This is a genomic window from Saprospira grandis DSM 2844, from assembly GCF_000275825.1.
GTDB classification, from domain to species: domain Bacteria; phylum Bacteroidota; class Bacteroidia; order Chitinophagales; family Saprospiraceae; genus Saprospira; species Saprospira grandis_A.
Genome location: NZ_JH719942.1, coordinates 459,068 through 483,815, shown reverse-complemented (window position 1 = coordinate 483,815; position 24,748 = coordinate 459,068). Strand labels below are relative to the sequence as shown.

Annotated in this window: 11 protein-coding genes and 1 pseudogene; 2 read left to right on the top strand and 10 right to left on the bottom strand. The window is 47.1% G+C overall.

Going from position 1 to position 24,748, the window contains the following annotated elements; all coding sequences use genetic code 11:
• From SAPGRDRAFT_RS02400 to SAPGRDRAFT_RS02365, 7 genes and pseudogenes are all read right to left on the bottom strand, one after another.
• A pseudogene (locus SAPGRDRAFT_RS02400) lies at positions 1-981 on the bottom strand (hypothetical protein); the annotation flags it as partial.
• A 277-nt stretch (positions 982-1,258) separates the two neighbouring features.
• Positions 1,259-7,381, bottom strand: coding sequence for an alpha-2-macroglobulin family protein (locus tag SAPGRDRAFT_RS02395; protein ID WP_002656892.1), 6,123 nt, complete (start codon positions 7,379-7,381; stop codon positions 1,259-1,261).
• Between the two features lie 613 nt (positions 7,382-7,994).
• Positions 7,995-9,209 (bottom strand): hypothetical protein, encoded by a 1,215-nt coding sequence (locus SAPGRDRAFT_RS02385; RefSeq protein WP_002656891.1) that lies wholly within the window; start codon positions 9,207-9,209, stop codon positions 7,995-7,997.
• Positions 9,210-9,261: 52 nt separating this feature from the next.
• Positions 9,262-12,753 (bottom strand): hypothetical protein, encoded by a 3,492-nt coding sequence (locus tag SAPGRDRAFT_RS02380; RefSeq protein WP_002656889.1) that lies wholly within the window; start codon positions 12,751-12,753, stop codon positions 9,262-9,264.
• A 195-nt stretch (positions 12,754-12,948) separates the two neighbouring features.
• Entirely contained in the window at positions 12,949-14,448 is a 1,500-nt protein-coding gene (locus SAPGRDRAFT_RS02375; RefSeq protein WP_002656887.1) for a hypothetical protein, read from the bottom strand.
• A gap of 27 nt (positions 14,449-14,475) precedes the next feature.
• On the bottom strand, positions 14,476-14,865 hold the full coding sequence (locus tag SAPGRDRAFT_RS02370; protein WP_002656885.1) for a hypothetical protein: 390 nt from the start codon (positions 14,863-14,865) through the stop codon (positions 14,476-14,478).
• Positions 14,866-14,875: 10 nt separating this feature from the next.
• Complete coding sequence (locus SAPGRDRAFT_RS02365; protein WP_002656883.1) at positions 14,876-16,306, bottom strand: hypothetical protein; 1,431 nt, start codon at positions 16,304-16,306, stop codon at positions 14,876-14,878.
• Positions 16,307-16,747: 441 nt separating this feature from the next.
• Between SAPGRDRAFT_RS02365 and SAPGRDRAFT_RS02355 the strand changes: the two genes are divergently transcribed.
• Together SAPGRDRAFT_RS02355 and SAPGRDRAFT_RS02350 are read left to right on the top strand one after the other, a co-directional pair.
• Positions 16,748-17,989, top strand: coding sequence for a hypothetical protein (locus tag SAPGRDRAFT_RS02355; protein WP_002656881.1), 1,242 nt, complete (start codon positions 16,748-16,750; stop codon positions 17,987-17,989).
• Positions 17,990-18,013: 24 nt separating this feature from the next.
• Complete coding sequence (locus SAPGRDRAFT_RS02350; RefSeq protein ID WP_002656879.1) at positions 18,014-18,871, top strand: hypothetical protein; 858 nt, start codon at positions 18,014-18,016, stop codon at positions 18,869-18,871.
• Positions 18,872-18,931: 60 nt separating this feature from the next.
• On the opposite strand, the gene SAPGRDRAFT_RS02345 is transcribed toward SAPGRDRAFT_RS02350, so the two are convergent.
• From SAPGRDRAFT_RS02345 to ffh, 3 genes are all read right to left on the bottom strand, one after another.
• Positions 18,932-21,487 (bottom strand): protein-disulfide reductase DsbD family protein, encoded by a 2,556-nt coding sequence (locus SAPGRDRAFT_RS02345; protein ID WP_002656877.1) that lies wholly within the window; start codon positions 21,485-21,487, stop codon positions 18,932-18,934.
• 323 nt (positions 21,488-21,810) lie between these two features.
• The gene (locus SAPGRDRAFT_RS02340) at positions 21,811-22,959 is read right to left on the bottom strand and encodes a methionine aminotransferase (RefSeq protein WP_002656876.1); all 1,149 of its coding nucleotides are present in this window, start codon (positions 22,957-22,959) and stop codon (positions 21,811-21,813) included.
• A 297-nt stretch (positions 22,960-23,256) separates the two neighbouring features.
• Entirely contained in the window at positions 23,257-24,600 is a 1,344-nt protein-coding gene (gene ffh / locus SAPGRDRAFT_RS02330) for a signal recognition particle protein (protein ID WP_002656873.1), read from the bottom strand.
• Positions 24,601-24,748 lie beyond the last annotated feature (148 nt).

The window sequence follows — 24,748 nt, the reverse complement described above, 5'->3', positions numbered from 1 at the left end:
GCAATCCTCAATAGTATTGAGTTGAATGAGCCCTAGTTGAGTTCCTGATAGCTGTGCAATTAAACCCTCAATTAGTGCTTTAGCCATAGGACTTTGGCTAGCTTTAGCTAAGCTATTTAAGCTGTCTAGAAGCTCTGCCTTTTGCCAAATAAAATCGGCCAGCGACAAAGTACTATCAAATTCTAGTTTAACTTGGGCTAAATATCCCTCTTCTGCTTTTGCTTGTTGTTCCTCTTTGGCCAACTTCTCCTTCAACTCCTCCTCCGTCAAAAAGTCATCTTTGGCCAGGGCTTGGTCCAAAATGGGTTCTAGTTGGTTTGGGGAAAGGACATAAGGCGCAATGCTAGACTCAATAAAGCGGGATTTAGCTCTATACTTCTTAATCTTTTCTACCGTATCATAACGCTCAAAAATTTGGGCCAATTCTTCTAAAAATATACTGGGCGGCTTGTTGTCTGCCTGCTCTACTAAAGCCTTAATATCTGCCGCAATCAGACGGCAAACTTTGAGCTTTTTACCTTCCTTGAATTTAATGTAAAGCTCATCAAGGTGTAAGGTTTCCCTCCAATTCGTTCTTTTTGGGATATTGCCTTGAAGTTTTCGTGCTTTTAAAGCAACTTTTCGAGCATTTAGAGCAAACTCTAATAAAAAATCAGTTTTGGGAATATCTTCTTCCTTAAGGGCCAAAAATAGCTGCTCCAAATTGGCCTTTTCCATTTTGAGCTGCGGCTTAAAGGCTTTTAAGCCCTCTTTGGTCTTGAGCAAAGCCGCCTTTAGGCTCGGGCGATCGGGATCCTCTGCAGGAAGTTCCTGATAAAGTGAATATAGCTCTAGATATTGGGCCAAGGTTTCTTCATAAAGGGCTGTATCTTCTTGATACTGCTGCTGCTTTGCCAAAAAAAGTTCTCGCTGCTTCATCTGTAATAAATTTAGATGGCCAAAAAATAAACTCGATAACAGAAAAATGGCTAATGCTTTCATCGTTTTGCTTTTGTGTTTACATAAAGGTAGTAACTTTTACATATAAACGCAAAACAGCTTTGAAATTTTTATCCAAAAATGGCCGAAGGCCATTTGGCCTAGCGATGCGGCGGGGTGGCCCGCAGGGCCAGACCGAAGGCGAAACGAAGTGTAGCCTGAAGGGCCGAGCAGACCTGCGAGCCCCAAAGCGTAGCGCCTGCCGCAGGCAGGAGGCCCCAAAAAAAGACCCCCCATCAGAAGATCCTGATGAGGGGTAAAAAATGCTAAAGGGCCTTGTTTATTTCACTTCTAGGCGGATACCTTGAGAGTGTGAAGAAAACTCGGGGGCGTACATGCATTGAATGCTGCTAATTCCGTTGCTAAAGTCGCCTTTTTGGGCCACTCGAACAGGGTATTCGAAGACATAGGTTCCTTTGCTCAGATAGGAGAAAAAGAAGTGCGTAGCGGCATCTTTGGTGCTTTCGTAGTAGCCTAATCCGCCTTGGTATTTGTATTGGCTGAGCACATTGGTGGGCTCGAAAGCGGCGGCTCTTTGGTCTTTGAGATGTACATATTCCATATCTCGATCCACACGAAGTTCGATGCGGACCATGACCAAATCGCCTACTTCTAGGCCTTTTTCGGCGGTGATGGGCTGTAATTCTAGACCTCGATCGCCTTTTACTTGTTTAAAGAGCTGCTTTTTGAGTTGCAAAGGCGTTTCTTCAAAGCTTTCAATCTTATCGAGTTGCTCGAAATACTGCCAGTAGATGGCGCCCCAAGCCACAGAAGCATTGGGATTTTTGATTTCTACTTGGGCCATTTTCGGCTCAATCTCCTTAGCCGACCAGCGTTTTTTGATATAGCCTGTTCCGGCTTCGGGATTCAAAGCTTTTTGGTCTAGTAGTTCTCCTCCCAATTTGATATCAACGGGTTGGCTATCGACCAAATAGTTTTCTCCACGGGCCAAGAGGGCATAACAGGCGGCGGCGGTGGCCTTAGTGGTTTTCCAATGCGTCGTTTGCTTGGCCTTGAGCAACCAAGTTTTGAGTGCCTCCACCGTTTCTTGATCATTGGCCACCTCATCAAAGAGTTCGATCATCAAACAATGGCGTTCGATGGGCAATTCGTACCAGAAATAGCCATGTGGCGACTGCCAGTACATACCCATTTCTTCCGATTTGAGGGCTCGTTCTTTCAAGGATTTGATGATTTGTTCCTGTACTTTGGGAAGGTTTTCATCGCGGTGCAGGGCAAGGGCAATCATGCCTTGCATGTAAATTGACTTCTTGAGGGCGTAAGTCTGCATTTGTCCAGTATAATAGGCTCTAGCCTCTCTTAGGCGGCGGTTTTTCAACTCCACTTTAGGGAAAAAGCTTCGGGCATAGAAATAATGGATCGCCATATAGCCCAGATGGTCCTTTTTGAGGTAAGCTTCTGGATCTTCTTGGCGTTTGGCGGTAGCTAACAAGCGATCGTATTGATCGAGCAATTGATTATCGATATAACGAACTGCTTTGATGATCATATCTTGGCTCATTGGCTCATTTTCTTGGGCCACGCCCATTACTTGCAAATGGCCCATGCCTTCTACAATATATTGGCTGATGTACCAGCTATCGCGGCCACCGGGGAACCAAGGGAAGCCACCATTGCCCAGTTGGCGATCGGCCAATTTGCGCAAGGCTTGTTTTTGTTCTTGGCCCATGCGATTGAGGTCAAACAAAACGCCTAGATGCTTCTTTTGTTGGGCTTCTGATTGGGCCTGCAAAACCCAGGGGGTTTCTTCCAAAAGCGCATTTTTGAGTTCTTGATTTTTGCTCAAATTGCTTTCTAGAGCTTTAGAGCCTGCTGTTTTCCAAGCCTCAAACACCCGCTTAATTTTGGGATGTGAATTGGCCACATTAGCGGCCAAACTATTGGCATAATAGCGAGAGAACAACTGCTCGCTACACTCATGCGGGTACTCCATAAGGTAGGGGAGCGACTGCACCGCATACCAAGCTGGGTTAGGCGTAAACTCTAAAGTATAGCTATAGTGTTCGAGGGTATTTGACTTACTGAGTTCTTGCATACGCTTAAACTCAAAGTTTTTATCGGTTTTTCCTCGAACGGGTAGGGGCATGCTTTCGGTCACCAACATGCGGTTGCTCAAAACAGGCAAGCTACTTTCCTCTCCATCGCTAAATTGTCCAGCTTTGGCGACAATACGATGCACCACAGGAGTTGTCCAGTTGCTGGGAATCTCTAATTTCCAGCTTAGGGCCGTAGCGCCTTTGGCCTTTAGGCTAAAGCTTTGGCGATTGTTTTTATTGGCCCATTCGGCATCAATGGCTTGCATGCTATAGGCATCAAAAAGCAACAATTGGGCTTCGCCTTCTAGCTGCTTATCTACCAAAGAGTTGATTTTTGCCGAGAACTCCATTTTATCGCCTTGGCGGAAGAATCGGGGGGCATTAGGAACTACCATGAGGTCCTTTTGCGTCTGTACGAAGGCCTCTTTTTGCCCTACTTTGAGATCTTGGGTATGGGCCAAAAGCATCAAGCGCCAGCGAGTAAGGGCCTCATTCATCGTAAAGGACAAAATGACATTTCCTTCTTTATCGGTGCGCAGTTGTGGGAAGAAAAAGACAGTTTCATTGAGGTTGGTACGGACCTTTACGTCTCCTAAGTCTCCTGCATCTTTGTCGCTGGGCTCTTCGGGCGCTTCGGCAAATCCACTATCTGCAATGGGAGCGGGGGGAGGGGCCGCTTTTCCTGCGGTGTCATCAATCATTACTTCTTCCATTGTAGCTTCTCCCAATACCTGTACTTCTTTTTTCTCTGCACGGCCTGTAGCTCTAGAATGAGACTTATACATTCTTCTAGGGCTAAAGCCCCAATCATAGAAAGAAAAGCCCTGCCAGTTGAGGCTACTCCATTTGTGGCTAGGGTAGCTATAAGAGAGGTTCCAGTCCTGGGCAGCTACTAGGCTAGCATGTTCTACGGACATACAGTTGGTGGACCAATTGCTGCTGCCATAATAAGAGCCATATAGTGATAGCCCCCAATTATGGCTGACCAAAGCATCTAGAGAAGCATCATAGAGCGAGGCGACAAGCTCTGCTTCTGCAGCGGCCTTATCGGGTCCTGTGATTTTAAGTTCCCAACGTTCTTCTTGGCCAGGCTGCAACTTATCTCTAAAGGTAGAGAGCTCTATATTGAGTTTTTTGTTGCTATGTGGCACATAGACATTGATGCGTTGGCTAAAGTTGCGGTTATAGCGCAGGCCGATTAGGCGGAAATAGAGATTCCCTCGATCATCTTCCTGAACGGTATAGCTTTGTTTGTTCCATTTTTCGCCTAATTGCAACCAGTTTCGCTGGCTAATGCCTTTCCCTTTTTGATCGCGCTCAAAGAGTACGGGAAAATCGGTAGCTGAAGCTAGGGCAAATTCAATTGTTTCGCCGGGCTCTACGGTAAAGCTTTTTTGGTTGGCAAAGAGAATATCTTGTACATTTGCTTTTTTAGTTTGGCTATTAAACAAGCGGAACTCTCGTTCTAGCTGGATCTCTTGGCCATACTTATCGGTAGTTTTTACGCTTAGGCGATAGTAGCCTGCGGGCCACTTCTTGAGCAATTTCTGCAGGTCAATTTCTTTTTGCTCTGCGGTATTGATCTTATTTTTAGCCTGTGTTTTGATGACCTTCCAGTTGCGGCTTTTGTCCTCTTGCTTATAGGCAATATGCGGAAAAGCAGCCTTAAACTCCTGCTCGCCCAAGCTGTAATAATCGGGCTGCTCCCATTGGCGCTTAACATAAATGTTTTTGGGTTCTTCTAGGCGCTCCCAGCTCAATTCGAGCAGAGCGGGTTCAAAACCACCATTGAGGTTGCGGCTATTGAGTTTTAGCTTGCCTAGCTTTTGCCCTTGGTCCAACTCGCTTTTCAAGTTAACAGAGAGGTCTAAGGCTATGGCACCTACTCGAACAGCGGTTTGGCTAGAACGGGTCTCTCCATTGATGTCTGTTACATCTACATAAACCGTATAGTTGAAAACGGGCTGCTTATCTAGGCTGATGCTTTTGTCGGGAATGGCCTCAAAGTCAATTTTAGCCACTCCTTTCTCATCCGTTATGCCTTCTCCTTTGGTAATTTCTTGGCTTTGGCCCAACCAGGGGTTCCAGCCCCAATAGCGCCAATAGGGGAAACGCACTTCTCGCACTACTCGATAGCTAAATTTAGCCTCGCTAATCGCTGGACCAGCCAAGGCTTCCGCCTGAGCCAAAACAGTAACTTGATCATTCAGCTTATAGGCTTCTTCCTGAGGCAAGAAGTTGACCTCAAACTTGGGACGCTTGTATTCTTCTACCCGAATGCTATGGCTACTGTAGTAGCCTAGGCTAGTATTCCGAATGCTCATTTGTCCCATTAAGCCGGTGGTGGGAGCCGTAAAACTGCCCTGTAAACTACCGTATTCATTGGTGGTGAGTCTCAGCTCTTCTAGCTTTTGCCCATTGACATCAAATAGCGAGATGGCATATTCCTGATTTTTGACAACTTTATATTGCTCGCCCTTGCTATACAAGGCAATCCCCTTAAAGTAAATCGTCTGTCCGGGGCGATAAATAGCCCGATCGCTAAAAAATCGGATTTCTGTACTGCCATTTTCTCTAGGCTTTTCATAGTCGTAGTTAGAAAAGCTGCTTTCTGGCAAAAGAAAGTCTTTCCCTTTCTCTACCCGAATATTATAGCTATAATAATCATCTCTCTTGACGTTTTTACTCAAGGCATAGCCCATTCCATCCGTCAGCACCGACTTCAGGCGCTTCCAGTTGTATTTTTTGCTCAAGCGATTATATTGCTGCTCTCTAAATTCTACCTTGACTCCTTTTTGAGGCTCTCCAGTCCAGCGATTAACGACAATAAACTCATAGAGGCCCTTTTCTTGCCGCTGAATGAGGCCCAAATTGGTCAACTGAACCACCGCAATGCTATTCGCATTCTTCGCATAACTAAAGTCTGCATTAGCCGAAAGCTGAACAACATAAATGCCTGGATCTGTTTGGGCGGGAATCATGAGCTCGGTCCCATGCCGCTGAAAATCTCCAGAGTCAATTAACTGATGAGACTGCCTGTATACGGGATCTCTTTTGGCCAAAAAGTCTATTTGCTCCTGATATTCATAGCGAATATTCTGAAAACGCTCTAGTTCCGACTCACTCAATTTGATGAGGCGCAAATGAACCTGACTCAAGTTTTTATAATCCAAACGAATAAGCCCCGCCTGATTCAAGGGTAAATAACGCTCTATTCTAAGCTTCAAATGTTTTTGCGCCAACTCCACCTTTAAGCTTTGTGCCTGCTTGGCCCCAAAACTCTTGGGGTAATCCGCAATAATGCTTGTGGCTATAGAATCGGCCACTTTTAAGGCCCAACGCGCCTTGGGATCTGGCTGACTAGGCGAATACCCCTGCCCCAACTGCTTATAATAAGTCGCTTTGGCAAAAATGATTTCGGCCACAGCAGCCTGCTCCTCATATTTTTCTTCCAAGGCGGTCAAGGCAGCCAAATAAAGTGCATCTTTATCCTCATTAATAGATTGTGAATAAGTCCACTTCAAGCGACGTAACTCAAACTGTAAGAGGACCAAAGGCGATTTCCGCTCTAGCGATCGGGCCACAATTTTCTGATAGAGCTTTAAGGTCTGCCATTTATGCGAAAAACTATCTCGGCTCTCAATTTTTTGCCCAACAAACTCTTGCCCAACCGCAAAAAGCGTAGGCGATTCGACATAAAACTGATAAGCGGGCTGACTCAAATAGCTGTTCTCATTTTCAAAGAAATTGAGGGCTCTTTGGGCCAATAATTCATAAAGCGTAGGCTGCAAATCTGCATCAAAATCTGTCCGAGACAAAATGGGCGCAAATTGCTTTAACTCCAATTCTAAGGCCGCCGGATCAGACAAAGATGCCCAATACAAAGCAAAAGCCTGCTCACTAATCCGCTCAATATCCCAAGTCCGAATGTCCTTGAGCTCCAATTCATTCACCTTGCTCCGATCCGAGAATTTATAATAATGATTGCTCAAATACTCATGATAAAGCTGTGCCACCATAGACTGCAAGAGCGCTTTCTCACTGCCCTCGGCCTTTTGCATCTCTTCCTCCAAGCGATAAATGGACTTCACTAAACCGTCCTCTTCCAAACTGCCCTGAAACTTATTGTAATACAACAAGCCCTTGACATAATGCGCCGTTCTAGCCGGTCCAGCCTCCGCTTTTCGAATAATTTGCAGCAAACTGTCCGTCTTTTTTAGGGCCGATTCCGGCAAGCCCTGCCGATCTAAAGAATCAATCTTTAGCCAGGCCTTTTCATAGTTTTGGGAAAACATCTGGGTACTAATTAAAAGGCTAAATAATAGCCATAATGGGTATCGTTTCATTGGCTTCGTTTTAATGAAAGAAGATAAAGGGGATCTTCTAGAAGATGCAACTTTTTTCGCAATAGTGGGCGCTCTTTTCCTTCTTTTGTTTTCTTTAAGACTTGTTGTTTTTGGGGCCTCCGCTGCGGCTTCGCCTTGCGGCGCTACGCTTTGGGGCTCGCAGGTCTGCTCGGCCCTTCAGGCTACACTTCGTTTCGCCTTCGGTCTGGCCCTGCGGGCCACCCCGCCGCATCGCTAGGCCGAATGGCCTTCGGCCATCAAAATCCGCTGGACCTGAAAATAGCTGCCCTCCATAAAAATCAGAAGCAGGCGCTTTTAAGCTCCTGCGGCAAGAAAAATGAGGACCAACAAGATTGGCTGCGGCCTTTAGGCTGCAGTAAACGGTTTTGCAGGCGGCAAAGCCGCCGCAGGCTGAGGGGCTGTAGCAGGGCCGCCGAAGGCGGCAGACCCAGCGGGCGTAGCCCGCGCAGGGCCGAGCAGACCTGCGAGCTGCGACAACCAGCCCCTATAGGGGCGCCAGTTCGATGACCAACGGGAATAAATGGCCCGACCCGCCCAAAGGGCGGGGCAGCCCCAAAAAAAAAGCTGCCGAAAAAATCAGCAGCTTATCATTTTACCAGTTGATAATCATCTTTTTCTTTACTCGCCAACCTTGGCCCTGTCGGACCAATAGGCCGGGGGTGATTTTGGCCTGAGGGGGGATTTGGCCATCTTGATAAATATCGGCAGAGGCCCGTAAATAATTTCGATGGTCTGTATTTACTCTAGCGAGGACAGCGGGTTCTAGGCGCAGACTAAAGTTAGCTTCTTGGCTCTGTTCATCTACATACTCTAGTAGAAAAAGGCTGGTGGGGCTAGCTGTTTGGCTGATGTCTTGGCCATAAAATAGTCCATCTTTGGGGTCAGGGGGAGCGTTGAGGTAGGCTTTCATTTTAGGTTTTTGATGAATAGGGGATTGCTCTATTTTATGCTCTTGCAAAGGCCGTTTTTCTCGGTTTTGGGTGATTAAATCATCTTTCAGCCGTTCAATTTCTTGTTTATAGCGCTGAATATTTTTTTCGGAATCTTGCAATTGTTGTTGAGCGGCAGCCACTTCTTTTTGGAGCTGCTTGTTTTTACTTTGGAGCTGTTCTTCTGGGCTGGCCAAGCCATTATTGTTCTTTTCCTCCTTCTTGTTGCCAGGTCGAACAGCGGCGCCAATAAATAGGCCCAACAAAAAGCCAACAGCCAAACCGCCACTAATCCAGCCATAGGGCAAGCCCGTGGAGGCCTCTGCTTGGGCTGCTTTTGCCTTGGGCTTTTCGGCTTTTGCTGGAGCTTGTTCTAGCTTAGTGAGAGATTGATAGTAGGCTAGTTGAGCGGGAGCTGCCTGAAGTTCTTCTGGATGTTGAAGATAGTAGGTATGTATCTTTTCTATGCTTTGGCAAATCAGGATTTGCGCCAGTTTTTGTTGCTCCGTTTCTTTTCGGAGAAGGGCGATCGTGGGTTGTCGAAAAATGCTATCCCATTTGGGGTTAGCGCTAGGGTAATCTTTTAGCTTTTTGGCCCAAAAGCTACTATCTGTATTGGGCGCCCATTCGTGTAGTTTTAAGCCTTGGTAAGCGCTTAATAAAATATCATTGCCCTTATCTTTTCCTTCAGCGCCAAAAGATTGTTTAAAGGTAGTTGTGACATCGACCAAATTAAATCCATCAACTTGGCAATTACAGCTTGTTTTTATTTCTTCAATAATGGCTGTTTGTTCTTGTGGATTCCAGCTTGTTTGTTGGGCCCAAAGGCTAGCTGGGAGCAGAAAAGCAGCGCATAGCAGTGTTTTGTATTTTGACATAGGGTTATGGTTTGGGAGAGCGCTGGCCCTGAGGGCCAGCGCTCCATTGTATTTAGATGCGCTTATTTCCAATCTCCAAAATAAGGCGGTGCAGGGCCCCAACTAGGGGGTAGAAAAAGAGGGTTTCCTCAATGAGGTCTGCGGGATCAGTGAGTTGGAGCCGTTCTCTTAGTCCAGCTTCATAGAAGGCCTCTAGATTATAAGAAAGGACCTGCTTGTAGTCTTGGATTTTTCCGACGGGGATACCTAAATCGGACCAGCGGAACTCATAGCCGAGGTCTAGAATAAGGTCGACAAAATCTAGATAAGACTTGAGGGCCCCTTCCTTGAAGTTTCGCTCCTTATCCTCAATCATTTGATTATAAGTGAGGCGGGGACCCGTTCGATCTCCGAGCAACATAGCATGACTAGACAAAAGAACGGTAGAAGAGATGCGCCCACTATTACGGTTCTGGTGGCGGAGAAGTTTGAGTCCGCCTTTACAGGTGGCCTCCTTAGGTTGGCTACTTACTCTTAATTCTAGACGAATGTGGCCATATTCTTTTTGGTACACTCTTTCAAAGACCCGTCCGGCCAATTCTTCTAGTAATTCTTTTCTGGGGTCATTATCCAAATAGTCTAAGCTTTTGGAGGTATTCCCTGAATAGAAAATATACTGTGGCATCTCTAACTTTTGTTCCTTCATCCAGCAGGCTGTATGGTACAAAATGGCCAAGTGGAAGGTATAGAAAGCAATACTAAAGTCTTCATCTTGTCGGAGTTTTTCGGCAAAAGAGAAGTGTAGGTCTGGATTTGTATTGCGGATATTTCCTTCTAGGGAGAAGAAAAAGCTATTGAGGTCGGCAGAGCGTCCTTTGGCGGGATCGCTAAGTTGTTGGTAGACGCTCATAAAGCGGCCTAGTTCGGGATTGGCATCTAGGTAGTTTTCTACTTGGTTAGAGAAGGCCTTGACAAAGCCATTTTCTAAAGATTGCTGTCTACCATAGCCATTACCAAAGAGGGTATCTCCAGCAAAGCGGAATGAGGTATGGAAAGTAGGTTGTCCTTTTTCAAAAACTTGTACATCGGTCGTTCCTCCACCAATATCGATATTTACAGAGGGTTGGCTACCGATAGCTGTATCTGCATGTTCGTAGTAGGGAGCTTCTGATTCGGGAAGGTCGCTAATTTTGGCATTTGGGCCAAGGTAGGCTTTGGCGAGGTCTTCCCAATTTCGGCGGAGCTCACTTTTGCTTCTTCGGCTCATGCTAGAGGGGTAGAACCAGAGGAGTTCTACTTTATTGAGGTCGCCACCATTGAGCAGCACCTTATTATGAATCATAAACATGAGTGACTCGAGGTAGGCGCGCACTCTTCTTTGGCCCTCATCGGAGTTTCCGCTCAGGTCTCCCCATTTGAGGTTGGTAATAATTTTAGATTGGGGCAGGCTACTATCTTGTTCAAAATAGAGGGTGGGGTTATAGTCTAGGTAGCTTTGTGCAGCCTGTTGCCAGTTTAGGTTTTGTCTTTCTGTGAGTGCGGTTCTAGAAGGGAAGTGGTATTCTCCACCAATTTCTAGGGGGAGGAGTTCTTTGAGGAAGTAACTATTGAGTTCTGGGAAGCTCAGGCGATACTCTTGGTTATTGAGTTGGGCCAATTGAGCATCATTTTTTCCAATATCGAAGGTTTTGGGGTTACCATGTCCCTCCGAGTATTCAATATGCGTATTGGTGGTCCCAAAGTCAATGGCAAAGCTAAAAGACTTACTTTGGTTGGCTACTTTTCGCCATTTGGGCAAAATAATAGCGGGATAGCGGCCTTCTTGTACAAGTTGTAAATAGTCAAAGGGTTCTTGTAGGGCAAAGTATTGCGAGCTAGCTAGAGCGCCTGTACTGCCTAAGCTTCGTTTTTGTTCTTTTACATTTTGCAAGTGCACCTCTTGGCTCGCCTTAAAGAACTTAATGTCATAATCCTTATGTTCAATATCGACCAAACCAACCCGAAGATGCTTGGCTGTTTGGAGCAGCGGCATAATGGCTAGATTGAGTTGGCTGCTTCGGATAGCGCCATCATTGTGCTGAGCATCAATATGGGGTTCTGCATTGCGGTAATAGATGCGCTCTAGGTTCAAAAACTGGTTGTTTTTGCTAATAGGCAGGCGCAGATTGACCTTAAAAGAAGAGCTACTCAGTTTTTCGATACTAAAGACGGGCCGCCCATCGGGCAGTTGCCGCATGAGGTCTTCTGGCTCGAAAAAGGAGAAGAACAAAGGCTTAATGGGGAGCGCAAAGTGGCGGTCTCCCAAAATGGCCTGTGCTCGGTCGGTAAGGTTAAAGTTGAGTAAATGCCCCATGAAGAAGCTATCCTGTTCGGCCTCAAAGGGCAGCTCGAGTAGATAGTCTTCTAAGAAATCAGAAATAGTGAGATAGGGGTATTTATTGTTAATATCGGGCAGCTGACGCTCTTGCAATGGCTTGTGGTCCACTGGGGGGACTTTGGTCTCAAAGCGCCAGCGGCTGCCCATATAGAGCAAGCTCGCTTGCAATTTATCTTGTAAAAGAAGCGGCACTTTTTGCTCGGGATGCAGCTGATTATATTTTTGGTTTACTTCTCCAGGCTGGCTAAAGGAGCCAATGGCAAAGTCGGTTTCTGCGCTGCTTTCTCCTTCTTTGCGTTTGTACAAAACGACATCGGGAAGAATTTCGATTTGGGTATTGGGGCCGGCAAAATTGGCGATGCTATAGCTGCGGTCCATATCTTGGCGCAGGGTATCCTCCAGTTTATTTTCTAGGGCCTTGAGCTCTTTAAAGAGGTCTGGATCGGTACGGTTAATTTGGCGCAGACTAACCTCCATGTATTTCCACATCAGGTTGGCGCTTTGTTTTAGGCTCGGGTAGCGATAAAACAATTGATAGAGGTAGCGAATAAAGTCTTTTTCTCGATTGTAGAGCGGACAAAAGCTATTGTCAAATAAACTGTCTTCTCCAAAGACGATTTGTTGGCCCTGTTCTTTGGGGTCTGGAATATTGGGCGAAGAAAAGAATAGGGTAGAGGCGCAGGTACCGCCCACGGGCAGGTAGTTCCAGCGCAAGATATAAATATCTTGGAGGAGCGAAAGTCCCGAGTTTTTGGCCGAGTTCTTAATAAATAGCTCTAAGGCATGGCCCAAAACGGCATGTTTGGGATTGCGATTGAGAGCGGCAATATTATCTTCAATATTCCAGCGAACAATATCTACCTCCATATTTCGGGCCCGTACATTATCATACTCAAAAAAGAGTTGGGCCACATCTAGGGCCTCGGAAATAAGGCGGTGGTGGATGCTGTTGCCATGTAAGCGAGAGGGATCTAAATCGGCCATTTTGTGCACCCGCTCAAAGGCATTTTCTGTGAGGTGGATGCGCGCAAAAGGCGAAGGAATAGAGGTAATGGCAATATTATGATGTTCCCCAGAAGGGTCTTTAATCTGTTCAATTTGGCTATCGTGCATTTTGCCCGTTTCATGCCAGTCGCTGCCTACCTGATTGGCCGAATGCAAACGCAGTACTTCTTCTTTTAAATTCATCTGTATCTATCTTGTGATGGTCGTTTTAAATATTGCTGCCCGCCCATATTGGCCCTTGGGCCAAAACGGCTTAGCGATGTGCAGGGGTGGCCGTCAGGCCAGACCGAGCTTTGAGCGCAGCGAAAAGCGAAGGGCCGAGCGAATAGCGAGCCCCGAAACGTAGCGCCGCAGCTTGCTGCGGAAGCCCCAAAAAAATTAGCCCAACAAACCCGTTTGGATGCGTTCTTTATAGAGCTCTTCGGTTCCTTGAGAGAGGAGGGCCAGTAGTTTCTGCTCGGCAGAGAGCCCGCCCATCTTGCTTTCTACATCATTGAGGTAGCCCTCAAAAACGGCATAATCCCAATCCGAAGTTTTTCTGAAAAAGCCTTTCTTGAGTTGCTCGACCCCCACTACTTTGGCGTCTAGGGCCTCGGTTTGTAGATTGAAAGGGGCAAAGGCGCGGCTATTTTGGGCCAATTCGATGAGCCAATCGTGAAATTGGGTAAAGTAAGGGTTGAGCCGATCGGCAAAAAAGGGCGCATTGATGAGCGAAGGACTGAGCGGAACCCCCGTGCTGCCCTTGACAAAAGGATGGTTTTTGGTGGCTAGCGACTCGGCCAATTGGTTTTTGGCAAACAAAAGCGCATAGTACATTTTGATGAGCTGCGGACCAATTTGCTGCCTGCTGCTAGACGCAAGATTGCGCAAACTCAATTGGTCGGGGTTATTTTCATCGACCAACAGGCCAAATTCTTTAAAAGAAGGCTGTAAAGCAATACCCTCTGCATTGGTTTTTAGGCGATCCTGAGGCGTTTTGGCAAAATCAATAACGGCCAAAGCGGCCACCAACTCGGCAAAATGAGCGCGGTTCTGTTGGCTAGCGCCCCCAGGCTGATTATCGACCTCTTTTTGGTGGTCATCGCCCAAATAATAGAGGCTGTTGATGCCCCGAAGGTCATCGCCATAAAAAGAAAGGGCCGACTTAGTTTTGCCCATAAAGGTGTTCTGAATAGGGCTGCCCGGCTTGCTTTCTACCCCAAAATAAGGGAGCATCGTCAGGGCGCCCAAAGGGACCTGCTTGAGGGTGGCCTGCTTACTTTGGTAATCGCTATGCGGATGGCGGATATTTTTGACCAAAAGCGGAAAACCTGCGGCTCCCGTTCCGCCAAAAATAGAACTGACAATAAAAATGCGGTCGTTATCTGAGACCATATTGACAAAGGCCCGAAAATCGGCCGATTCCTGAAATTTATTCAGCACTACGGTCCCCATATGCGGATTGCCCTTAAAGCCAATGCTGAGATCCGACTGCAAATTGTCGCGCTCGCTATACAAGAGCTGAAGCAAAGAACGAGTGGCCGCATCCATGCTGTCAAACTCCAAAAAGTCCTTGAAGGTCTGCCGCTCGCCCGTTTGGGCCCCCGCCCGAAACTCATTGCTCAGGCCAGCAATATCGCCATCAACTACCTCGGAGAGGCGGCGAATGGAGGTCTTGAAAAAACTACTGCCCGCAGAATGGGCCTTGTCTCGTATTTCCTGATAGGCATTGAGCAATTTGATGCTTTGCTCGACATTGCCGTTCTCTTTGTCGGGGTCAATAATAATGGGAATCAATTCGCGGACAGGCAGCTCTACCCCCGCAGCAAGTAAATGGACTAAAGAACGCAAGACCCGAGAGCCCGTTCCGCCAATACAAAATAAAAATAAACGATCCATGAATGAGGTTTTTAGTGGCCCTAAAGCCTAAAAAGGAGAGTGAAGTAGGTTGGTGGTCCGAAAACGGAAGACAAAGGTGCAAATCATAAAAATAATCACCGAATAAATAGAGGTGATGGCCGAAAAGTAGACGTACTCGCTACTCGCATAGTCTAAACCCGCTTTGCCCATGGCCGATTGTGGCCAAAGCCAACAAATCAAAAAACAAGTCAAAATGCTGAGCAAAAAACTTAGGGCCCAGGCTTTCCAACCCACATAACGCGCTTTGTCAAAGCCAAAGTAAAAAATAAGGGCCCCTAAAACAGGCACCAAGATCATCACCAAACCCGCTACGCCATATATGTTGTTATCGTAAAGGTCATTGGTCATTTGTGAACTGTAAATCAGCTCGATCATTTTTGCAAAAAATCCGTTCATTGTTTAGTCTTTAGTTGCTTACAGCAAGCTTTATTTGAAAATAGTGGTTATCCTCGCCCAACTCATTAAAGGCTTCCGAAATGCCAGAAACCCAATACTGAAGGCCCAAGGTTTTATCCATTTGCTCCTTAATTTTACGGTCGTCTTCGGTATGTGCAGCGGCTACCCAAGCAGGCAACTGCTTTTTGAGCGCTAGTTTGATCTCGAAATTATCTTTGGGTAATTCCGAACTCTCTAAAATAAAAATATGGCTGGCAGTCCCCAAATATCGCTGATCATTTTTATGAATTTCAGCAGTTGCTAGGGGCAAAATCTCCTTAATGCTAAAGTTTCCGCCATCAACCGAGTAATTTAGCTTGTCCAAAGCATAAGAAGCAGGCGCAGGCAATGTACTAAGATCTACCGCTAGGGCCATCTCAAAACTACCGCTGCGCTTGTCTAGCTCCGGCTTTTCTATGGCCTGAATCAATTCTTGCCCTCTTGGCCGAGAAAATTGCCCCGCCTTATAGCTCTGCCCCAAAACCGAATGATAATAGGCCTGTCCATCTGGCTGATAAAAAATAATCGCTTCCTCAAAACCCCGAATGCTCTTCAAGTCATAATGCAAGTACATTTCTTGCAATTGAGCGTTTTTGCCCAAAATGCAAATGTAATAAGGCCGCTCTTCCTTAATGCTCGTGGGCCGATCCTGATAATCATAGTATTTGCCATCATATAAGGAGCTCATCTTGAGCAAAAGTAGGCCATAATCACCCCGCTCTCTCAATTTCTGCAACTTCCCCTTAATCGAGTATTTCAATTTTGGAAAAGCATCCTTGGGGTTCTGTCGATTCACATCATAAATAAAATCAGAGGCCAAAATGGCCGTTTTTCCCTCTTCGGTTACTTGCCGAACCGCCTCGCCCAACATCTCATCGAGCTTAGAAATACGGATGTTCCCCACTTTTATGGCCGTTTTACGGTCCATTTTCTGAATGAATTCCTCGTAGTCTTGCCCAATTTTATGCGGCTGATCATTAATAAAGTAGTAGTCGTTCTTTTTTCCCTTATCCTCTATCCGACTCCCCAAATCCATCATGGCGTCCTTAAAGGCCGTATTGCCCGTAAAATAGCCCATCATGCTGTTCGAGTTCTCCACAAATAGGGCAAAGGATAGGGCCGTTTTTTGCTCCGCTTTCTTAACCGACTCACAACTGGGCAGTTGCTCCGCTTTTTGCCGAACATTGGCGTTCACTTGCTCTACCAATGTCAATAATTTTGCACAATCAGAATAAGGCCCATTGGCCGATTGCGCTTGCAAGTCTTGCCACTCTTCTGTAGTCACTTGCCCATCTTTTAGGGCTTTCCGAATGGCAGATTCTAGGGCAGCATCACCCCCGCCACCACAGGCCGTTAGGCCCAAGGCCGCCAATAAAAGGGGACTGTATTTCTTTACGTTCATGGGAATGTTTATAGTCTTTTTTGTTATTTTTTGGGGCTTCCCCTCGCTTCGCTCAGGTCGCTCCCTTGCAGGGCTCGCAGGTCTGCTCGGCCCTCGGCGGGCTGGGCCCGCCTCGGTCTGCCCCTTTGGGGCACCCTTACAGGCAGCTAAGCCTGCGGCGGCTTCGCCGCCTGCAAAACGCAATATCTTTTCCTCCCAAACTTACTGAAAAAATCAAAATTTTATTTGTTTCTTCCGTATTTTTACGCAGAGAAAGTAGATTGGCCCTCATTAGGCGGCGCAGCCGCCTCGGCTGAGGGATGGATAGGGGGGCGGCGCAGCCGCAGACCCAGCTTTTGAGCATAGCGAAAAAGCGCAGGGCCGAGCATCCCTGCGAGCCCCGACACAGCCCGACCCGACCGTAGGGCGGGGCAGCCCCAAAACAAAAGAAATAAAACACAAATGAATAATGTACCTAAAATCCTCTCTTTTGAGTTGGACCAACTAGATGCCGATCAGATTCTACTGAGCTGGACCACCGAAAATGCCCATAGCATTCAGCTACAATCTATTGGCAATTTCCATTTTGAGCAGCAATATAAGGCCAGAAGAGACCCCAAAAAAACCTATAATTTTGTGCTCATTGCCCTCAATTTAGACTCTAATATTCAGACGACAGAACGGCTGCTGGTCTATCCCGCTCCCCAAATCCTCTCTTTTTCGCAGCAGTTTTTGGGCCAGCAACTACAGCTGAGCTGGCAACTGAGCGGGGCCAAAAAAATAAGCCTCAATGGCGAAGAAATTCCCCTGCAAAGAGAACAAATTTTGCTCGATCTGCCCACCCAAGCTCAATCCTATGAGCTCAAGGTTTGGGGCGAAAATCCCGGCGAATTGGTGCAGCAAACCCTAGAGGTGGTTCCCCCTAAAAAAGATTATGCTCCCCTTTTGCGCAAAATAGCGCCCTGGGCCGGCGGCGCTTTGGGCCTGGGTCTACTGCTCTTTTTGGGCCTGCAATTTTGGCCAAAAACAAAGGCAAAAACAGCAAAAAAAGAACTGCAGCATATTGCGGCTAGCTATGCCCAAGATTGTGGGCCAAACTCTCTAGAACAACTGCAAGAAAATCTGCCCAAAATGCACCAATTGCTGCCCGAAGAACGCTATAAAACCTTTGCCTGCCTGCGCCAAGCTTACCCCAAAACTGATTTTACTTTGGCCATCTCGGAAACGGAAGGCCTGCTTTTCGAGTCGCTAGAAGCCTATTGCCTGCGGCCCAAATTTGTGCTTCAATTAGAAGAGCTGCGCTGGAGTAAAGACAGCAGCCGCCTGCGCATTTCTGCCAATAGCCAAGAACGCCTGCTGGCCGAAGATTGGCCCGAAGCCCAAGAAAAAGAAACGCCCGCCAAAGCAGAAAAAACGCCTAGCCCTAAGGCAGCAACTAGCGCTCCTTTGAGCAGTTTGCCCATTCAGTTTCAAGGGAAAATCAATGGCCGTCTGCGCCGTATCCGCATCCAAAGCCAAGAGAAACATGAGCAGGGAATTAGCTTTCAGTATAAGGTGTTTGGGCGGGCCAAAAGCCACCTAAAAGGCGAGCTCCGCTTTGAGGGGCAAACCCTAGAGCTCGAAGGCTTGGGCCAAGGAAGCTACCGCCTAGAAGCTGGAAAGCTCCACTTCGATTTGCCCAAAGCGAGCCTAAAAGCATTGTAATTTTTTACTTAAAATAACCAACAGATGAAAAAGACCTTTTTTGGGGCTAGTTTGGCCCTTTCGCTATTGCTGCTTGGCTGTGCCAATGAACAGGCCGCCGAAATTAGCCAACTCAATGACCGTATCCGTCAAGATAGTATCCTGCTGGCCGAAATGGGCCAAGAAATGACCGAAATTGACGAGGCTATTGAGCAGGTGCTAGATTATACCGCCGCCCAAGAAGGCCTAGAAGCCGGGGGCATTGACCTCTCTGATGCCTCTCAGGCAGAACGCCTAGGCAATATTGAAGAGATCATTAAGGCCAGCACTGCCAAAATTGAACGCCTAGAAGCCGATTTGGCCAAATCGCAATCCAGTTTACTGAATAATGCCGGCCTGCGTAGAAGTATTGCGGCCCAGAAAAAATTGCTCTCCGAACAACAAGCAGAAATTAACCGCCTGAGCGGTAGAGTAGAAGAACTGGAGGTCGAAAATAGCACGCTCCGAGAAGAAAATGCGACTAAAACAGCCAAGATTGAACGACAATCTAATGATTTGCAGGCCGCCCAAGCTACAGTCCAAGAAGCCGAAAACAGATTGCGGCAGATTGAAGATCAAGTGAAGCAGGCCCAAAAACAAAACCAAGCGGTCAATGATCAAATCAATAGAGAGTATATGCAAATTGCCGCCAGCCTGATCGAGATGGCCGAAGACCGCCGCGGCCTTTTTGGCAATGGCAAGAAACAACGCAAAGAGATGTGCATCAAAGCCATGCAGTACCTTTGTATGGCCCACCAAAGAGGGGTCTATCAGGCCATGACGGAAATCAATATTTTGCAGGGCCACAAAAAGTTAGGCAAATATGTCAAATACGAATCCTGTAATTCGGTGATAAATAAATAAGGCCCAAAAACAGAAAAGCCCTGCTCCAAAGAGCAGGGCTTTTTTGTCAACAAGCTCAAGCTATTTTAACTCTCCCTTGCCCCAAAGTGCATAATTGTTTAATCCGCACTCCAAAAATTCCTGATATTTATCGGCATCAAAGACAGCGCCCACAGGGGTATTGAGGATGGTCTCATCGGGGGCCATCAGCACATATAGCGGCTGAGAAACTTGGCCAAAGTTGAGGCGCTCGAAGGCCGCCCACTTATTACCCACATTCCGAATCTTCTGGCCATCGGGAGCGATAAGGGTCTTCTCTAATTTTGTGCGATCATCTACATAGAGCGAAATGAGCACATATTCTTCATTCAAAATTTTATTGATTTCGGGCTTAACCCAAACTTGGTCTTCCATCTTACGGCAGTTTTCACAGCCATAACCCGTAAAGTCAATCATGATAGGCAACTTCTGCTCTCTAGCATAAGCCAAGCCTTCTTCATAATCGTGAAAACAGTTTTGTAGTCCAGCGGGACAGTCGCAAGGATGATAGTAAGAGTAGCAGGCAGGAGGAGCCAATCCACTCATAATAGGAGGTGTGGCATAAGTCCCCGTTTTTTCATCTACCGTAAAGCCTAGGGCAAAATAAGTGGCCAAAGCAATGCTAAACAAGCCCAAGCCTTTGCGGGGAAGGCCAATTTTAGCGCCTTTCATATCATGTGGAAAACGAATAAAGCCCAAAAGGTAAATCCCCATAGCAAAAGCTACCACCACATAAATCCCCAAAAAGGTTTCATATTTGAGCAGCTCCCAATGCATGGTCATATCGGCCTTAGAAAGGAATTTGAAGGCCAAGGCGACCTCCACAAAACCCAAAACTACCTTGACCACATTCATCCAGCCACCAGAGCGGGGCAAAGAGTTGAGCCAACCCGGAAAGGCCGAGAAGAGCGCAAAAGGAAGGGCCAAAGCAGAAGAAAATCCAAGCATCCCTACCGCCGGAGCCAATTGGCCACCCTCTGCAGCTTGTACCAAAAGCGTCCCAATAATAGGACCCGTACAAGAGAAAGACACCAAAGAAAGCGTAAAGGCCATAAAGAAAATACCTAGCAAGCCACCACGGTCGGCCGCTTTATCCGTTCCATTGGACCAAGAAGAGGGCAGCGTAATTTCATAGTAGCCAAAGAAAGAAATGGCAAAAGCAATGAAAAGAATAAAAAAGCTCAGGTTGGGAATCCAGTGGGTAGATAACCAGTTCAAGGCATTTTCTCCAAATACAACCGTAACAAACATCCCCAAAGCTACATAGATACCAATGATAGAAAGGCCGTAAATGGTCGCATTGCGAATCCCCTCGGCCTTAGATTGGCTGCGCTTGGTAAAGAAAGAAACCGTCAGCGGAATCATCGGAAAAACGCAGGGCGTCAATAAGGCAAATAATCCCCCAATAAAGCCAAAGAAGAAAATCATCCAAAGGCTGAGGTTGGCACTTTCTACCTCAGTCCCACAGTTCCCACGAGCCGCAGCGGTTTTTAAGCTGCTGCGAATATCGGGGCGATCAATGCCCGTCAATACTTTGTCCGGATCGAGTTTGGCCGTAGTTGCCGCTGCGGCCTTAAAAAAGCTAAATTCCAAATCGGTAGGCGGCAAACATTGCTCCTTATCACAAATCATATAGGTCAAAAAGCCCTCTAGGGCCTTGCTGCTGTCCAATACTTCTACCCGCTGTCGAATCTCGAGTTGGTTTTTGTATTTGGTCAGCTTCATATCAAAAAGCGGATCAAAACCCGAGAGCTTGTTTTTAGGGTCAATCGTGCTTTCTGTGGGACCAGAAAGTAGCTTGAAGTGATCGCCTTCTACAAAGTTGAGTTTGGTCGCTACTGGACCGTCTTCTCGCTCCAAAAACTGCGAGTAGGTATGCCAGCCCTCAGTCATTTCTGCTCTAAAGATGAGCTCATAGCTGTTCCCTTCAATCAAACGCTTTTCATAGCTCCAGCTAATGGGCTGCCCCTCTACAGCGCTGTTATTCGGCGCTGTTTCCTCTACAGTTACTTCTTCTTTGGGCATTCCCGCAGCTGGATCTAGCTGGGCCGTTGTATTGGAAGCATCTTTTGCTTTGGGGGCAACTTGGCCCGATTTCCCATCTTCAGTAGACTCTTGGGCCGCCTTGGGCTGAGGCAAAGCCGCCAAGTCAATGTCAAATTCATAGTTGGTTGGAGGCAAACAACTTTGGTCATTACAGGTCATAAACTCCAAATAACCGACCAAATGCTGCTGCTTGTTGGGCGTCGAAACGGTCTTCACAATCTGCAAGTCGTTCTTGTATTTGGTCACTTGCATCTCAAAAATCTCGTCAAAACCCGATTTCTTATTCCCTGCATCGCTACTGCTTTCACTGGCTTTTCCCACAGGCGTAAATTCTCCCTCCTCAATCGTGACAGAGGTGGCCACTGGCCCATCTGCTGAGGGCAAGTACTGAGAATAAACATACCAGCCTTTTTCAATTTTGGCCTTAAAGGTAATGCTGTATTGCCCGTTGCCTAGCGCTTTGGCCTCATGACGCCAACGAACGGGCGTTTGGGCCGATAAACTGCCCAAAATGGCAAAGAGGGACAAAAAAGTAAATAGGGTCCTTAACATAATGATGGATATAAAAAAATACAGGAAAATGCTTGTTGCTACAGAGCTGTATGAAATACAAACTGCCTTGCCAATCTAGTCGGCTTTCGACAAAGCTAAAAAATATATCGCTTAATGGGCGTTAATCAAAGGTTAAGCAGAACTTTTGAGAATTGTAAAATTGTGACAATGCTTTTTTGGGGCTGCCCCTTCGGGTCGGGCTATGCGGCAGCTCGCTGTTCGCTCGGCCCTTCACAGGCTTCGCCTGCTCGGTCTGGCCTGCGGCCACTGCCTACTATCCCTCAGCCTGCGGCGGCTGCGCCGCCTGTCCCCTCCAAAATGCCCTATAGCTTTTGCAATTGCTGGGCCGCAGCCACCAAGGTCTCCTCCGTTTTGGCAAAACAAAAACGGACCACCTTATTATCGGGCTGCTCTTGGCTGTAAAATGGAGAAAGCGGAATCACCGCTACGCCCTTTTCTATGGTCAACCAACGGGCAAAGTCTACATCATTCAACTCCGAGATCTGGCTATAATCCCCCAACTGAAAATAACTGCCCCCAGAGGGCTCAAACTGAAAGGGCGTATCTTTCATGAGGTCCAAAAAGAGGTCCCGCTTGGCCTGAAAGAAAGCGGATAGCCCCAAATAAGTGTTGGGATCTTCTAGATATTCGGCTATGGCGTATTGTACAGCCGTATTGGCCGAAAAGACATTGAATTGATGGACCATCCTAAATTCTCGCATGAGCCGAGCCGCTCCTACTACATAGCCCATTTTCCAACCCGTGCTGTGTAGGGTTTTCCCAAAGGAATAAGTCGCTAAGGTCCGATCTCGTAAAGCCGGATAGCAGAGGGCCGATAAATGCTTTTGCCCATCAAAGACAATATGCTCATAGACCTCATCACTCAATAGAATGATGTTGGTTGGCGCCAAAAGATTAGTCAGGGCCTGCATGTCTTCTTCGCTAAAGCAGCGCCCAATGGGGTTGTGCGGACTGTTTATGATGAACATCCGCGTTTTCTCTGTAATCAGTTGGCCCAATTCTTCCCAATCTATGGCCCAATCTGGCGCTTTGAGGGCATAGGGCACCGCCTTGGCCCCAGCCAACTCAATGGCAGGCAGGTAACAATCATAGGCAGGCTCAATAATAATAACCTCATCGCCTGGGCGAACAAAGGCCATAATAGAGGAAAAGATAGCTTCTGTAGCTCCTGCCGTAATCGTAATCTCTGTAGCTGGATCATAACTGGCCCCATAAAGGGATTCCATTTTTTGGGCCAAACGCTGGTTGAGCGCGGGCACTCCAGCCATGGGCGCATATTGGTTTTTACCCGCCAACATATATTTATGGACCAGCTCAATCAAGCGAGGATCTACCGGATAGTTCGGAAAGCCCTGCGATAGGTTGATGGCTTCATGCTTTTGGGCCAAGGCCGACATGACCGAGAATATAGTGGTCTCTGCCGATGGAAATTTAGAGGAAAACTGAATCATAGTTTCTTTTGCTAAAGAAGATGAGGAGAGAAGGGGGCCCTTTAGGCGGCGCAGCCGCCTCAAGGAGCGAAGCGACGCGGCTGAGGGGCTGTAGCAGGGCCGCCAAAGGCGGCAGACCAAAGCCCGTAGGGCTGCAGGGCCGAGCAGACCTGCGAGCTGCGAAATGGCCCGACCCAAGGCCGAAGGCCGCAGGGGCAGCCCCAAATAAAGGTCCCGAAAATAATAAGTTCTGCCTGTAATTACAAAAAAAAAGAGCCACCCAAAGGCAGCTCTTAGTGTATATCGTCGGTAGATCTTCTAACGGAATCCTCTAGGGATGTTGGGCATGCGCATGTTGCCGCCCCCCGCTTGCATCTTACTCATCTGGAACATCATCTTACGCATTTGCTCAAACTGACGCAAAAACTGATTGATCTCCTCTACGCGGTTTCCGCTTCCTTTGGCAATCCGCTTTTTGCGGCTACCATTGATCACGCCAGGATTTTCCCGCTCTTCAGGAGTCATAGAAAGAATGATGGCCTCAATTTTATTAAAGGCATTGTCGTCAATGTCAATGTCCTTGGCAATCTTGCCCATACCGGGAATCATTCCAATCAAGCTCTTGAGGTTACCCATCTTGCGAATTTGGGCCAACTGCTTGAGGAAGTCATTAAAGTCAAACTCATTCTTACGAATCTTCTTCTCTAGGCGCTTAGCCTCCTTCTCATCAAAGTCTTCTTGGGCCTTTTCTACCAATGAAATGATATCTCCCATGCCCAAAATACGCTGGGCCATACGATCGGGGTGGAAAATGTCCAAGGTGTCCATTTTCTCTCCCATAGAGATAAACTTGATCGGCTTACCCACGGTATATTTGATCGAAAGAGCAGCACCACCACGAGTATCCCCGTCCAATTTGGTCAAAACTACCCCATCATAATTGATGCGATCGTTAAAGGCCTTGGCCGTGTTTACCGCATCCTGTCCAGTCATCGAATCCACTACAAAGAGCGTCTCTGTGGGCTGAATCGCTTCTTTTACCGCAGCAATCTCCGTCATCATCTCCTCATCTACGGCCAAACGACCCGCAGTATCGACAATCACGACATCATATTTTCCTTTTTTGGCCTCGGCAATACCGTTTAGCGCAATCTCTACCGGGTTTTTATTGTCCATCTCTTTGTAGATGTCAACACCCACCTGCTCGGCAACAACCGCCAACTGATTGATAGCCGCAGGACGATAAACGTCACAAGCAATCACCATCACTTTTTTGCTGCGCTTGTTCTTCAAGTGGCGAGAAAGCTTACCCGTAAAGGTCGTTTTACCAGAACCTTGTAGACCCGCAATCAAAACAATACCCGGATTGGCCTTGATGTTAATCCCGACAGCCTGTCCACCCATCAATTCAACCAACTCATCCTGAACGATTTTAACCATCAAATCACCAGGCCGCACCGATTTCAATACGTTGCGCTTTCCTAGGGCCTCATCCTTTACCTTATCCGTAAAAGATTTGGCAATCTTGTAGTTTACATCGGCATCAACCAATGCACGGCGAATCGCTTTAACGGAGGTGGCCACATTGATTTCGGTCAACTTACCGTCACCCGAAAGGTTCTTAAAGGCCGCATCTAAATTATCTTGTAAATTGCTAAACATAAATATAGAGATCTATTTCTTCTTAGTTGAGATGGAGAGATGATTGGGGTTTAGAGGGGCAAATATAAGCATTTTTTATAGTTTTTTTAAATTTTTTTGGGGCTGCCCCGCCCTGCGGGCGGGTCGGGCCATTACGCAGCTCGCAGGT